This window comes from Azoarcus indigens, from assembly GCF_004361735.1.
In the GTDB taxonomy this organism is placed as follows: Bacteria; Pseudomonadota; Gammaproteobacteria; order Burkholderiales; family Rhodocyclaceae; genus Azoarcus; species Azoarcus indigens.
On the sequence record NZ_SNVV01000002.1, the window covers coordinates 96,603 to 110,644 of the forward strand.

Here is a 14,042-nt window from a genome sequence, read left to right on the forward strand (position 1 = left end):
CACCGTCCGCGCCCCGGCCATCGGGGCGGACGGCTTGTGGAAGGGCTGGCATGCGCGGCCTTCGGCCCGGATTACGCCGGGTGGGGGCGTCCGGTGAGGCCGCCCTCCGGCGGCCGGGGCTGCAGCGCCGGCGGCTTATTTCAGGTTGGCGCCGTTGAACAACACCACCTGGTCGGCGACGAAGTTCACTGTGACATGGCGGTTCTCGTCGCCCCAGGTGCAGGTCTTCACCGTCAGCAGATCGCTGCATCCGCGCGGATCGCCGAACAGGGCCTTCACCTCGGCGTAGGACATGCCGACCTTGAGCCGTTCGTAGTTCTCCGCGGTGAGCTTGGTGCAGGCGCCCAGCAGCAGGGCAAGGACGGCAAGGGCGGTGATCGACAGGGTCTGGCGGCTGGGGCGCATGGGCGGCTCCGTGTGGGCGGGGGAGGGCGCGATTATCGGCGGAAAGCGGGGCGGGGTGCTCTGGGGTTTGCCCTGCAGGCGCCGATGTCGCGCAGATAAGTTTCCCGCGCCGCCGGTGCGGTCGTCACGCCCTTTCCCCTTGCGGGAGAGCCGGGGAGAGGGGCGCCCCGACGGGTGTCGAAGAGGCATGAGCCCCGCTCCCTCTCCCGCGAGGGAAAAAGGAGAAAACACGGCAGCCCCCTAGCGCTGCGGCAGCGGAATGCGTTCCTTGTCATCGCCGGGAATGCTGTCGAAGCGCTCCTCAGCCCAGTCGGCCTTGGCCTGCTCCAGGCGTTCCTTGCTGCTGGAGACGAAGTTCCACCAGATGTAGCGCGGCCCGTCCAGCGGCGCGCCGCCGACCAGCACCGCCTGGGTGCCCATGGAGGCTTCCACCCGCACTTCCCCGCCGGGCGCGAGGAGGGCGAGGTGGCGCGGCGTCACCGGGTTGCCGTCTATGCTCACCTGGCCGGCGATGACGTAGAGCGCCCGCTCCGCATGCTCCGCCGGCACCGTCCAGTGGCCATCCTCCTCCCAGCGCAGGTCCATGTAGATCATCGGCGAACTGACTTCCACCGGTGACTGCCGGCTGCCGCTGCTGCCGGCCATCAGCCGCAGCCGCACCGCGCCCTCCTGCCAACAGGGCAGGCTGTCGGCGGCGTGGTGGTGGAAGGCGGGCGGGCATTCCTCCGCTTCGCGCGGCAGCGCCACCCACAGCTGCAGGCCGTGGCTGCGCCAGGCTTTGCCGCGGTTCTCGTCGGTGCTGCGCTCCGAATGGACGATGCCGCGGCCGGCGGTCATCCAGTTGATGTCGCCGGGCCGGATGCGCTGCACCGAGCCCAGGCTGTCCCTGTGCATCATCTCGCCCTCGAACAGATAGGTGACGGTGGCGAGGCCGATGTGCGGGTGGGGACGCACGTCGATGTTCTGGCCGGCGTCGATGTCGGTGGGGCCGAAGTGGTCGAAGAACACGAAGGGGCCGACATAGCGCTGGGGATGCCCCGGCAGCAGGCGGCGGACGATGAAGCCGCCCCCGAGTTCTTTCTCGTGGCCGGCATAGACATGCGGAACGTGGGGGCTGGGAACGGGCTTCGGAATGGACATCGACTGGGCTCCATCGGAGGAAGGCAGGGGAGATGGCGGATCGCGCGCCGCGGGTGGCAACGCCGGGGCAGAGCCACTCCAGGCAGGTTAGCAGCAGGCCAACGGCGGTCGCCAGTCGGTTTGCCTGCGCGGTCTTGTCTGCCACTTCCCCGCCCCCCATACTGCTCAGGGTCCATCCACTTCGCCTAGTCGCCCAGTCGCTATGCTGATGCGGATCCATCTCGCTGCGGTGCTCGCCATCCTCCTGACCACCGCGGCGGCCCTCCTGATCCAGGCCGGTCCGGCCGAATCCGATCCCCTGCAGCGTTGGCGCGCTGGCGAAGCCCTGCGCGTCGGTTATGCGCTGGAGCCCCCTTTCGCCTATCTGGATGCCAGTGGCAGGGTGACCGGCGAGGCGCCCGAGGTATGGCGGGCAGTGGCTGAGGAACTGGGCGGCGGGCCGCTGATCTGGGAGCACGTCGAGTTCGGTAGCCTGGTCCACGAGCTGGAGGCGGGCCGTATCGACGTGATCGCCAGCGGGCTGTTCGTCACGCCGGAGCGGGCAACGCGGGTGGTTTTTTCGCGCCCGACCGCCCACGTCTGTCCGGCCCTGCTGGTGCAGGCCGGAAATCCGCTGAAGCTCGCCGGCTATGAGGATGTGGCCGCCGAGCCGCGGGCGCGCCTGCTGGTGGTGGCCGGCGCGGTGGAGGGCGAGCAGGCCCGGCGGGCGGGCGTGCCGGAGGCGCGCCTGCTGGCCTTCCCGGATGCCGACAGCGCGGTGGTGGCGCTGCGGCAGCATGCGGCGGAAGCCTTCGCCCTGTCGGCCGTCTCTCTGCGCCGGGCGCTCGCCGGCACTGAAGACCACGGGCTCGAGCTGGTGGTGGCGACCCGGGGCACGGCCGGGCTGCCGGCCTTCGCCTTCCGCCCCGATGACCTCGCCCTGCGTGCGGCTACCGACAGCGTGCTGGACGGCTTCCTCGGCAGCGAGCGCCATGCCACGCTGATCGCCCGCTTCGGCTTCACCTCTGCCGAACTGCCGGGCCGCGACGGAGACTGCGGCTCATGAAGGCCTCCCCCAGCCGCAGCGGCGACAGCGATCACGATGTGCGCGGCGGCGTGATGCTGCTCACCGCCACCGTGGTCATGGTGCTGGTGGTGCTGGGCATGATGAGCTGGTCCGCCATGCGCTGGGATGCCACCCTGCGCGAGAGCGTGGTGCCGCTGGACCGGCTGGCGCTGTCGCGGCAAGCGGTGATACAGGCCGAGCTGTTCGCCGAGCGGGTGCTGGCGGGCGACCCGGCCAGTTCGCCGGAACTGGTACTGGGCAACCTGGAGCGGGCGGTCCATGCTGGCCGCGATCTCGCCAGCGGCCAAGCGCGCCTGGCCGGCATGAGCGCCCGCCACCCGGCTTCGCCGGAATTGAGGGCGGCGGTGGCGGACTACCTGGCGGTGCTGCAGACGATGGCGGAGCGGGTGAAGTCCCGCATCGCCTCGCCGGAGCAGGTGTCCGGACTGGACCTGCGTGCCCTGCACGGCCCCTTCGCCAGCAGCGCGATGCGGGTGGAGGTGGCGCTGCTGCAGGAAATGGAGGCACGGCGCCAGTTCCAGCGCGAGCTGGACCGCATCAACCTCTTCCTCGTCTGCGCCCTGGCGATAGGTTTCATCTGGTTGGGCTACCGGGCGGAGCTGCTGCGCTTGCGTGCCCTCCACGATGTGCTGGCGGGCAAGGAGCGGCTGCGCGCCTTCGCCGACGCGCTGCCGGAGATGGCTTTCCTGCTGGATGCAGAGGGGCGCTACCTGGAAGTGTTCGGCAGCGGCAGGGTGCTGGCCGGCGGAGGCGAGCGGTTGACCGGCATGCGGCTGCAGGAGCTCTATCCGCCGGAACAGGCGGCGGCCTTCGCCGGGGTCATCGCCCGGGCGCTGGGAGAAGGCCGGGTGGTGAGCCACGAATACACGCTGGAGGACGGCGCCGCGCCGCGCCAGTTCGAGGCGCGGGTGGCGCCGGTGGCGGATACCGGCCGGGTGGTGTGGGTATCCTGGGACGTCACCGAGCGGCGCGCGGCCGAGCGCCGGGTGGCGGATCTCTCCCGCCTCTACAATCTGCTGAGCCAGGTGAATCATGCCATCGTGCTGACCTCCGACCGGGCGGCGCTGTTCGAGCGGGTGACGGCGGTAGCGGTGAGCAGCGGTGGTTTCCTCGCCGCCTGGGTGGCGGTGCCGGCCGGCGGCCGGCTGCAGCCGGTGGCGGCGTCCGGCGCGGCGCCTGCCCTGCTGGATGCATGGTCGCTGCCGCTGGCGGGCCATGTGGCGGCCGGCGGGCAGCCGGAGAGTGTCATCGCCAGGCTTCCGGCCGGCAGCAAGGAGGGCGGGGCGCCGGGCCGTTCCCGGGAACTCCTCATCGAGAAGCTGATGCCCTTGCAGGCAGGCTGGCGTGGCCAGGCGGCGGAGGCGGGCGCCAGCCGTTTCATCGCCATCCCGCTGCACTGCGAAGGGGAGTTCGCCGGCGTGATGGGCCTGCTCTCGGCCGCGCCGCAGCAGGCGGGCGACGAGGAGGCCGCGCTGCTGGGCGAGGTGGGCGACGACATCTCCTACGCGCTCACCCAGTTCGCCCGCGAGGCCGAGGCCAGGCGCAAGGATGAACGCATCCTGCTGCATGCGGCGGTGCTGGAGGGCACCCGCGACGGCGTGGTGGTGACCGACGCCGAGACCCGAATCCTCTCGGTGAACCGCGCCTTCACCGAGATCACCGGCTACACCGAGGATGAAGTGCTGGGCCGCACGCCGGCGCTGCTGCGCTCCGGCCGGCACGACAAAGCCTTCTTCCACGCCATGTGGGCGACGCTGAACAGCGTGGGCCACTGGCAGGGCGAGCTGTGGAACCGGCGCAAGAATGGCGAGGTGGTGCCGCAGTGGATGTCCATCAGCGCGGTGCATGGCGGGACGGGCAGTGGCGGCCATTACGTCGGCGTGTTCACCGACATCAGCCAGCTGCGCCAGTTCGAGGAGCGGGTGAGCCACCTTGCCCAGTACGACCCGCTCACCGACCTGCCCAACCGCATGCTCATCGGCGCCCGGCTGCAGCACGCCATCGAGGCCGCCGGGCGGGAACGCCATGTGGTCGGCGTGCTGTTCATCGATCTGGATCGCTTCAAGAACATCAACGATGCCCTCGGCCATGATGCTGGCGACGAGCTGCTCTCGGCCGTGGCCGCGCGCCTCTCCGGCCGCTACCGCAGCGAGGACACGCTGGGCCGCTACGGCGGCGACGAGTTCGTGCTGGTGCTCGGCCAGCTGCGCCATGCCGCTGACGCGGCGGCCATCGCCCGCGATCTGCTGGCCGCGCTGGACCAGCCCTTCGTGCTGCACACCGGGCGCGAGATCTACATCAAGGCCAGCATCGGCATCTCCATCTACCCGGACGACGGCGACAGCCCGGCCGGCCTGATCCAGGATGCGGACGCCGCCATGTATCAGGCCAAGCACGCCGGCCGCAACACCTTCCGCTTCTACCAGGAGGCCTTCACCCGCAGCGCCGATGCCCGCCTGTCGCTGGAATCCCGCCTGCGCCGGGCGCTGGAGGGCGACGGCTTCGAGATGTACTACCAGCCCTTCGTGGATGTCGCCAGCGGCCGCATCGTCGGCGCCGAGGCGCTGGTACGGCTGAAGCCGGACGGCGGCCCCTACATTGGCCCGGCGGAGTTCATTCCCTTGCTGGAAGAGTCCGGACTCATCTTCGAGCTCGGCACCTGGGTGCAACGCCGCGTCTGCCGCCAGGGGAGGGAATGGCTGGACCAGGGGCTGGACTTCGAGCGCCTGGCGGTGAACCTGTCGGCGGAGGAGGTGAGGCGCGGCGGTGTGGTCGAGCGCCTGCGCGACATCCTGGCGGAAACCGGCTTTCCGGCGGCGAAGCTGGAGATCGAGATCACCGAATCCGGCCTGATCCACCGCGGTGCCGAGGCGCTCGCCTTCCTGCACGAGCTCAAGGGCCTGGGTGTGCAGCTGGCGATAGACGACTTCGGCACCGGCTACTCCTCGCTCGCCTACCTGAAGCGCTTCCCGGTAAGCAAGCTGAAGATAGACCGCAGCTTCATCAGCGACCTGCCGGACGACCACAGCGACGCCCAGCTCACCACCACCATCATCGAACTGGCGCGCAACCTCGGCCTGCAGGTGCTCGCCGAAGGCGTGGAAACCGATGCCCAGCGCGCTTTCCTCGCCGAGCGGGGCTGCGATGTCTACCAGGGCTATCTGTGCAGCCCGCCGGTAGCGGCGGCGCAGTTCGCCGAGCGTTTTCTCGGCGCGTCCTGCCAGCACTGGCCCGCACGTGATTGAAGGCTGGCGGGCTTGACGCCGGGGCGCCTGCCGGGCCACCCTCGGCCTCCGGTTTCGTGTCCAGCCCGGTGCAGCGCAGGTTTGCCGTAGCGGCTCGTGCACGCGGGAGAGGACGGAAGATCACGCCCAGCGCGCGCCGCCGGACTCCCTCTCCCCTCGTAGGGCGCGGGCGGAAAAAGCGAAGCACCGCGTCGCCCGCCGGAGCGCCCTGTGGCCTGCAGCCTCAGCGCCAGGGTGTGGGGCGGGGGCAGGGAGAGGGGGCGCCCCGAAGGGGCGGCTGCGGCTTAGCTCCACGGCCGCTCCCCCTCTCTCCCGACCCCTCTCCCGCGAGGGGAGAGGGGACACCACTCCATTCCAGTCGTCACAGATGCTCAATTTGCTCTTCATCGCATGACCACCATGGCCAGCGGCTTCCTCACCTCCCTGCGCGCCGGCTGCGCTGGCTTCTGCAGGCCCTTGATCCCTCTCTTGACCTTGATTTGCCTGCCCCTCCCACTGCAGGCCGCCTCTCCGCTGGTGGCAATCGACTTCGGCCACACCCTGGCCGCCCACGGCGCCACCAGCGCCCGTGGGCGCGGCGAGTTCCACTTCAACCGGGATCTGGGCAAGGCGCTGGCGGTGGCGCTGCGCAAGCGTGGCCTGCGGGTGCGCATCGTCAACGGCGATGGCCGCATCGAGTCGCTGCAGGCGCGGCCGGCGGCGGCGGAAGGGGCGGAGCTGCTGGTGTCCATCCACCATGATTCGGTCAGCGCCCAGCTGCTCAAGGCCTGGGAGTGGCAGGGCCGGCAGCTGGACTACAACGACGACTACGCCGGCCACTCCCTGTTCGTGTCGCGCGACAACCCGGATACCGCCCGCAGCATCCTCTGCGCCCGTGCCATCGGCGCCCGCTTGCAGCGCATGGGCTTCGTGCCCACGCACAAGAACGGCCTGCTGCGCGCTTATGCCGACCGCGAACTGGCGGTGCATTACTACGATGGCCTGGCGGTGCTGCGCCATGCGCGCATGCCGGCGCTGCTGTTCGAGGCCGGGGTGATCAAGAATCGGGACGAGGAGCTGCTGCTGGCCGACCCTGCCTACCAGGCGAAGATGGCCGACGGCATGGCGACCGCCATCGCCGCCTGCCTGCAGAGCGGCGTGCCGGCGGACGACGAGGCGGGCGCGGACAGACCGGATGTGCTGCCGCCGGCAACGGGGGGAGACTGATCCGGCGCCCGCGGTCGGGCGCTGCGCCTGGCCGCGGGTATCGGCAAGCGCGCGGACGAAAGCACGCCGGCACGGGAAGGCGTCCTCCCGGACCGGCGTCTCTTTTTCCGGCGGGCGAGCGTCCAGTGCCGAAGTGCTGGCGCTGGTGCCTCAGGCCGGCATCAGGGCAGCTTGAAGCGCGCGTTGGCCGTCTTGCCGTCGCTCATCTTCACCGTGGCGACCACGCGGGCGCCGGCGAGGTCGAAGGCGCCGCGGGCTTCCAGGCGGTCTTCCAGGGTCGCCAGCGAGACCTCGTTGCGGTTGCCGCCGGCCAGCATGGTGAGCTTGCCGCTGACGCCGGCGAGCCTGGCCGGCTGGCCGTGATCGCGGATGTAGAGCGAGATCACGTCCGGCCGGGCGACCAGCTCGAAGTCCAGGTCGGCGGCTTCCGTCACCTGGCCGCCGTGCTGCGGTTCGTGCGCATGCTCGTCGCCGTGGGCATGGACGCCGGCCGGCAGCAGCGCGGCGCAGGCGAGCAGGGCGGCGATCAGTCCTTTCTTCATGGGAACTCCTTTGCGTTCAGCTTGGGTGGAATGCGGAGGGAGGGGGCTGCTTCAGAAGGCATTGTTGTCGGCATCGTCCAGCAGGCGCTCGGCGCTCTTGCGGCCGAACAGCCAGAACATGGCCGGCGTGAGGAAGGTATCCAGCAGGGTGGAGCTGACCAGACCGGAGAAGATCACCACCGCCACCGGATGCAGGATCTCGGTGCCCGGCTGCTCCGCCTCGAACAGCAGCGGCGCCAGCGCGAAGGCGGCCACCAGCGCGGTCATCAGCACCGGCGTCAGCCGCTCCAGCGAGCCGCGCACGATCATCGCATGATCGAAGCGCTCGCCCTCGAAGCGCATCAGGTTGATGTAGTGGCTGATCTTCAGGATGCCGTTGCGCGCCGAGATGCCGGCCAGGGTGATGAAGCCGATCAGCGCCGCCACGGAGAGCGGCTGGCCCGACAACCACAGGCCGATCACGCTGCCCACCAGCGCCAGCGGCACGTTGGCCATGATGAGCGCCGCCAGCGTGGCCGAGCGGTAGCGGCTGTACAGCACCAGGAAGACCATGGCCGCCGACACCAGCGACAGCAGCGCGATCAGCCCGGCCGCTTCCTCCTGCGCCTGGAACTGCCCGCCCAGGGTGACGAAGTAGCCCTCCGGCAGCGGCTGCGCGGCCACCGCGGCGCGGATGTCCTCCACCACCTCGGACAGCGGCCGGCCCTGGGCATTGGCCGACAGCACGATGCGGCGGCGGCCATCGTCGCGCACGATCTGGTTGGGGCCGTCGGCATCGTCGATGCGCGCCAGCATCTCCAGCGGTACCCGGCCCAGCGGCGTCTCGATCGGCAGTTGCGCCAGGCCCTGCAGCGTGCGGGTGTCCTCGGGCAGGCGCAGCACCAGGTTGAAGCGGCGGTTGCCCTCTATCACCTGCGTCACCGTCTCGCCGCCCACCAGGGTCTGCAGGCTGGCCAGCAGCTGCGCCGAGGAAAGGCCGTACTGCGCCACCGCGGCGTGATCCACCACCACCTTGATCTGCGGCGCCAGCACCTGCTTCTCCACCTCCAGGTCGGCCATGCCGGGAAGGGTGGCCAGCCGCGCGCGCAGCGCCTCCGCCTGGGTGCGCAGGGTGTCCAGGTCCTCGCCGAACAGCTTGATGGCGATCTGCGCCCGCACGCCTGACAGCATGTGGTCGATGCGGTGGGAGATGGGCTGGCCCAGGCTGGCCGACACCGGCAGCACCGCCAGCCGGCGGCGCAGGTCGGCATAGACCTCGTCCAGCGGCCGCGTCAGTTCGGCCTGCGGCACCAGCTTCACGTCCAGCTCGGACACATGCACCCCTTCCGCATGCTCGTCCAGCTCCGCCCGGCCGCTGCGGCGGCCGACGTGCACCACCTCCGGCACGCCCGCCACCAGCCGCTCCGCCTCGGCGGCGACGCGTATGGATTCCGACAGGGTGACGCCGGGGTTGAGCCGCAGGCCGATCAGCAGCGAGCCCTCGTTGAAGGGCGGCAGGAAGGTGGTCGGAAAGAAGGGCACGGTGAGCGCCGCCGCCAGCGCCGCCGCCGCGCCCAGGCCGACCGCCGCCTTGGGCGCCTGCAGCACCTTCTGCAGGCCGCTGGCGTAGTGCGTCTTCAGCCAGCGCACCAGGCGCGGATCGCCGTGGTCCAGGTTCTTCATCCGCGGCAGCAGGTAGAAGGCCAGCACCGGCGTCAGCGTCACCGACACCAGCATGGAGGCGAGGATGGAGACGATGTAGGCGATGCCCAGCGGCACGAAGAGCTTGCCCTCCATGCCCGGCAGCGCAAACAGCGGCACGAACACCAGCACGATGATCAGCGTGGCGTAGACGATGGCCGAGCGCACCTCCAGCGTGGCCCGCGCCACCAGCTCCAGCGGATGCAGGCGCGGGCTGTGGCGCTGGTTCTCCTTCAGCCGGCGCAGCACGTTCTCCACCCCCACCACCGCGTCGTCCACCAGCTCGCCGATGGCGATGGCGATGCCGCCCAGCGTCATGGTGTTGATGGACAGGCCGAAGTAGCGGAACACCAGCACCGTCACCAGGATGGACAGCGGAATCGCGGTGAGCGAGATCAGCGTGCTGCGGAAGTTGCCGAGGAAGAGGAAGAGCACCACCGCCACCAGCACCGAGGCCGCCACCAGCTTGCCCTGCAGGTTGCCGATGGAGGACTCGATGAAGTCTGCCTGGCGGAAGGTGACGCGCGGCGCCTCCATGCCGGCCGGCAGCGCGCCGCGCATGTCGGCCAGCGCCGCCTCGATGTTGCGGGTGAGGGCGACGGTGTCCGCGCCCGGCTGCTTCTGCACACCGAGGATGACCGCAGGCCGGCCGCCGAAGCCGGCGTCGCCGCGGCGTATCGCCGGCGCGAAGCCCACCTCGGCGACCTGGCGCAGGCGGATGGCGCGGCCGTCGCGCGCCGTCAGCGCCAGGTTCTGCAGGTCTTCGAGGCGCTCGCTGCGGCCCAGGTGGCGGATCAGGTATTCACGCCCGTTCAGCTCCTTGAAGCCGCCGCTGGTGTTGGCCGCGTAGCCGAGCAGCGCCGCCTCCACCTGGTCCAGGGTGATGCCCAGCGCCACCATGCGCTGGGGGTCCGGCTCGACCTGGAACTGGCGTACCTCGCCGCCGATGGGAATCACCTGGGCGACGCCGGGTATCGCCATCAGCCGCGGCCGCAGCGACCAGTCGGCGTATTCGCGCACCGCCATCGGCTGGATCTTGTCCGGGTCTATCGGGATCGCCACCAGCATGATCTCGCCCATGATGGAGCTGACCGGCCCCATGCGCGGCACGATGCCGGTGGGGAAGTCCGCTTCCAGCGAGGCCAGCCGCTCGCCCACCAGCTGGCGGGCGCGGTAGATCTCGGTATCCCAGCTGAAGGACACATAGACGAAGGACAAGCCGGCGCTGGACACCGAACGCACCGATTCCACGCCGGGCAGCCCGTTCATCGCCGTTTCCAGCGGGAAGGTGAGCAGTTGTTCGACCTCTTCCGGCGCCATGCCGCCGGCCTCGGTCATGATGGTGACAGTGGGTTTGTCGAGATCGGGGAACACGTCCACCGGGGTGCGCGCCAGCTGCAGCGCGCCGTAGAGCATGAGCACCGCGCTGGCGGCGAGCACCAGCATGCGGTTGCCCAGGCTGGCCTGGAGTAGCCACTTGAACATTGCGGCGCCTCCTTCAGCGGACCTGGCCGACGAGGGCGGCGCCTTCGCTCACCACCCGCTCGCCGGCGGCGAGGCCGGAGAGCACCGCGCTGCGCGCCCCGTCCAGCGGCGCCACCGCCACCACCCGCGGCTCGAAGCGCTCCGGCGCCTGCTTGACCCACACCATGGTCTGGTTGGCGGCATTGCGGCTCAGCGCGGTGCTGGGCACCGCCACGCCGCGGCGGGTGCTGCGCGTCTGCACCACCACCTTCACCGGCTGGCCGATCGCATAGGCCGCCAAACCGCTGCCCTCGGCGCGGAACACCAGCGGCAGCGCCTGCTCGCGCAGGATGCGGCCGGCGCCGATGAAGTTCAGCGGCAGGGCGGCATTGCCGCCCGGCGCGGCGGCGCGCGGCGGCACCAGCGTGGCGCTGCCGATGTCGGCGGCCAGCGCGGCGTCGAAGGCCAGCGCTTCCACCTGCATGCGGGCGGGATCGACGATTTCGAACAGCGTCTCGCCGGCGGCGACCACCTGGCCGGAGACCGCGGCGGCGCTGGCGATGACGCCGGCCACCGGGGCGACCAGGGTTTCGCGCGCGCTGAGGCCGGCGGCCAGGGAGCTGGCGCGGGCGGCGAGGCCGTCACGCTCGCTGGCGGCGGTTTCGAGGTCGCGGCGCGGCACCGTGTCCGCCAGTTCCTGCAAGCGGGCGAGGCGCTTTTCCGCCAGCGCCAGCGCGCTGCGGGCTTCGGCGAGCTGGGCCTGCTGGCCGGCGCGTTCCAGCGCGGCGGCGCTGGCCACCACATGGGCCAGCACCTCGCCCTTGGCCACCGCCTGGCCGACGCCGGGCAGGCCGCGCGGCCCGGCCTCCAGCCGGCCGCCCTGGGTGGGCTGCACCCGGCCGCCGGCGTTCGGGTCCAGCATCACCGTGGCCGCCAGTTCCACCGCCTGCGGCAGATCGGCTTCGGCCGCGACGATAGTGCGCAGGCCCATCATCCGCTGGGTGGGCTTGGGCAGGAACACGCTGCCGTCCGCCAGCCGGCGCGGGCCGTCGCCGGCGGCGGGCGCTTCGTCGGCGTGGTCATGGCCGGGGCCGGCGATCGCCGGGGTGGAGAGCTGCAGCGCGAGGGGGAGGGCGAGCAGCAGGGCGAGTCGGCGGGTCATGGCGTGGGGGCGGGCAGGGGCGTTCGTGTTGGATGCATCCGCGGCGGTGGCGGCGTGCGGCAGGCTGAGGCGGGTGTCGAAGGTGGTCTTCATGCCGCATCTCCCTTGCGCACGGCCTTGCCGCTGGCGCGGCCGGCGAACCAGGCGAGCGCCGCCAGCAGCAGCGCGGCGGCGGCGATCAGCGGCGTCGGAATGGCCCGGCCGCCGCTGGCGGCTGCCCCGTGGGCGTCCTCGTGGATGTCCAGCGTGGTGGCGAGCAGGTCGATCTCCGCATCGTTGGCCTCGCCGGCAGTGACGGTGGCGGTGATGGCGATCTCGCCCGGCGCCGGCGCGGCCGGCAGCTCGGCCCCGTATTCGCCGGCAGCGTGGCGGTCCAGCTTGAGCAGGGTGCCGCCGAAGTCCAGTTCCACCTCGGCGGCGTCCACCGGCCGGGTGTCGGCGGCATGGTCCAACCACACGGTGAGGCGGCGGCCGTTCACCACGCCGACCAGTTCGAAGAGCTCGGATTCGGCGCTGAAGCGCGGCAGCGCCGGGCCGCTGGCGGCAGCCGGGGGCGCGTCATGGCTATGGCCGTCGTCGGCCTGGGCCGGCGGCGCAGGCAGCAGCAGGAGGGCGGCGGCGGCGCTCAGGCTGACGGCCAGCGCCGGGAGGCGTGCAAAGGGGCTGAGACGGGAAAAGATGGTCTGCATGATGGCGATCTCGTTCATTCGGGGAGCAGGCCCAGGGCCTGGCGCAGGCGGGAAACCGCTTCGGCGGCGTCGATGCGGGCGCGGGCGTGGGCGCGTTCCGCCTCCACCGCGTCCAGTTCGATGCGCAGCCGGGTGGGCAGGTCGGTTTCGCCCAGGCGGAAGGCCGTGTCGTAGAAGCTGCGGGTTTCGGCGGCGAGGTGGTCGCGTTCGGCAGCGGCATCCAGCCGGCGCGCCTGCGCATCCACCCGGGCGCGGGCCAGGGCGATGTCGGCGCGCAGGCGCTGGCGCTCTGCCTCCAACCGGGTTTCGGCGGCGATGCGTTCGGCGCTGGCTTCGGCCACGCGTGCCCGGCTGGCGCCACCGGCGCCGAAGGGAATGCGCAGCGCCAGGGTGAGGCTGTCGGCATAGCGTTCGCCATAGGCGTCGCGCTCATGGGTGGTGGACAGCGTGAGTTCCGGCGGGCCGCTGCCCTGGCTGGCGGCCAGCGCCTGCTGCCGGCGGGCGCGTTCGGCTTCGGTCGAGAGGGCGTTCAGCAGCGGGTGGGCGGTGTCGGCCTGCGGCGTGGCGCCGTCTTCGCTGGTGGCGCTTTCCGGTACCGGCGTGCCGGCGGGCGGCAGGGCTTCGGGCCGGGCTTCCTGGCTGGCGGCCGGTGGCAGGCCGGTGAGGGCCTGCAGCAGCTGGGCGGCTTCGGCCTCGGCCAGCACGGCGGCGGCCTGTTCGCTGCGGGCGGCGGCCAGCGCGCTGGCGGCCTGGTGGCCGTCGGCGCGGGCGAGTTCGCCGGCCTGCACCCGGCGGGCAACGTCCGCCGCCAGGCTTTCGGCGTGGGCGATGCGGGCATCCGCCAGCTCGCGGTCCAGCCGGGCGCGCTGCAGGGCCCACCAGGCTTCGCGCACGCTGGCGGCGAGCTGCAGCTGGCTTTGCGTCAGCGTGCCGGCAAGGCTGTCGGCCTCGGCGGCGGCCAGGGCCTGGGCGCGGCTGCGCTCGCCCGGCCGCCACAGCGGCAGGGCGAGGCCCAGTTCGTATTCACGGGTGCCGGCATCGCGGTTGTAGCGGTCGCTGCGGCCGGAGATTTCGATGGCGGGCGCATCCGCCAGCCAGCCGTCGGCTTGCTCGGCGCGGGCCCGCACCGCGTCGGCGCGGGCCTGGGCGGCGCGGGCTTCGGGCTGGCGTTGCCAGGCGGCTTCATAGGCCTGGCGCAGGGTGGCCGCGCCCGTGCGGATCTGCGCGTTGGCCGGCGGGGCGGCGAGCAGGCCGCAGGCCAGCAGCGCGGCCAGCATGGCCCCCAGACGGCTGGTGGGGGCCGGTTGGTGTTCCGCCAGCGGTGGGCGGAATGAGGTGTGAGACATCGGTTTCCTCGTTGCGGAATGGAACGCAAGGCGGACGCGGGGCGTCGCCACGGCAAGGGAACCGGCGGGCGGATCGGGGCGGGTTGGGAGCGTGTGC

General features: G+C 71.7%; 10 protein-coding genes. 3 read left to right on the top strand and 7 right to left on the bottom strand.

Annotation, left to right across the window (positions count from 1 at the left end; genetic code table 11):
• Window positions 1–135: 135 nt before the first annotated feature.
• Window positions 136–405: a hypothetical protein gene (locus tag C7389_RS03330; RefSeq protein ID WP_133588363.1), complete on the bottom strand. Its 270-nt coding sequence runs from the start codon at window positions 403–405 to the stop codon at window positions 136–138.
• Window positions 406–645: 240 nt separating this feature from the next.
• Window positions 646–1,545: a pirin family protein gene (locus C7389_RS03335; protein ID WP_133588365.1), complete on the bottom strand. Its 900-nt coding sequence runs from the start codon at window positions 1,543–1,545 to the stop codon at window positions 646–648.
• A 202-nt stretch (window positions 1,546–1,747) separates the two neighbouring features.
• Between C7389_RS03335 and C7389_RS03340 the strand changes: the two genes are divergently transcribed.
• From C7389_RS03340 to C7389_RS03350, 3 genes are all read left to right on the top strand, one after another.
• Window positions 1,748–2,590 (top strand): transporter substrate-binding domain-containing protein, encoded by an 843-nt coding sequence (locus C7389_RS03340; protein ID WP_211168165.1) that lies wholly within the window; start codon window positions 1,748–1,750, stop codon window positions 2,588–2,590.
• Window positions 2,587–5,856 (top strand): EAL domain-containing protein, encoded by a 3,270-nt coding sequence (locus tag C7389_RS25655; RefSeq protein ID WP_133588367.1) that lies wholly within the window; start codon window positions 2,587–2,589, stop codon window positions 5,854–5,856. Before C7389_RS03340 ends, C7389_RS25655 begins: the two co-directional genes overlap by 4 nt.
• A gap of 468 nt (window positions 5,857–6,324) precedes the next feature.
• A complete protein-coding gene (locus tag C7389_RS03350; RefSeq protein WP_246034607.1) occupies window positions 6,325–7,062 on the top strand; it encodes an N-acetylmuramoyl-L-alanine amidase family protein in 738 nt (245 codons plus the stop codon).
• A gap of 161 nt (window positions 7,063–7,223) precedes the next feature.
• Here C7389_RS03350 and C7389_RS03355 read toward each other — a convergent pair whose 3' ends face one another.
• The 5 genes from C7389_RS03355 to C7389_RS03375 are packed head-to-tail and all read right to left on the bottom strand — an operon-like array spanning window position 7,224 to window position 13,945.
• Complete coding sequence (locus C7389_RS03355) at window positions 7,224–7,604, bottom strand: hypothetical protein (protein ID WP_133588369.1); 381 nt, start codon at window positions 7,602–7,604, stop codon at window positions 7,224–7,226.
• Between the two features lie 51 nt (window positions 7,605–7,655).
• Window positions 7,656–10,769: an efflux RND transporter permease subunit gene (locus tag C7389_RS03360; protein ID WP_133588371.1), complete on the bottom strand. Its 3,114-nt coding sequence runs from the start codon at window positions 10,767–10,769 to the stop codon at window positions 7,656–7,658.
• A 13-nt stretch (window positions 10,770–10,782) separates the two neighbouring features.
• Complete coding sequence (locus C7389_RS03365) at window positions 10,783–12,003, bottom strand: efflux RND transporter periplasmic adaptor subunit (RefSeq protein WP_425455552.1); 1,221 nt, start codon at window positions 12,001–12,003, stop codon at window positions 10,783–10,785.
• Window positions 12,000–12,617: a hypothetical protein gene (locus C7389_RS03370; RefSeq protein ID WP_133588373.1), complete on the bottom strand. Its 618-nt coding sequence runs from the start codon at window positions 12,615–12,617 to the stop codon at window positions 12,000–12,002. The genes C7389_RS03365 and C7389_RS03370 overlap by 4 nt, the downstream gene beginning before the upstream one ends.
• Entirely contained in the window at window positions 12,614–13,945 is a 1,332-nt protein-coding gene (locus tag C7389_RS03375; protein ID WP_133588375.1) for a TolC family protein, read from the bottom strand. The genes C7389_RS03370 and C7389_RS03375 overlap by 4 nt, the downstream gene beginning before the upstream one ends.
• Between the last annotated feature and the right edge of the window lie 97 nt (window positions 13,946–14,042).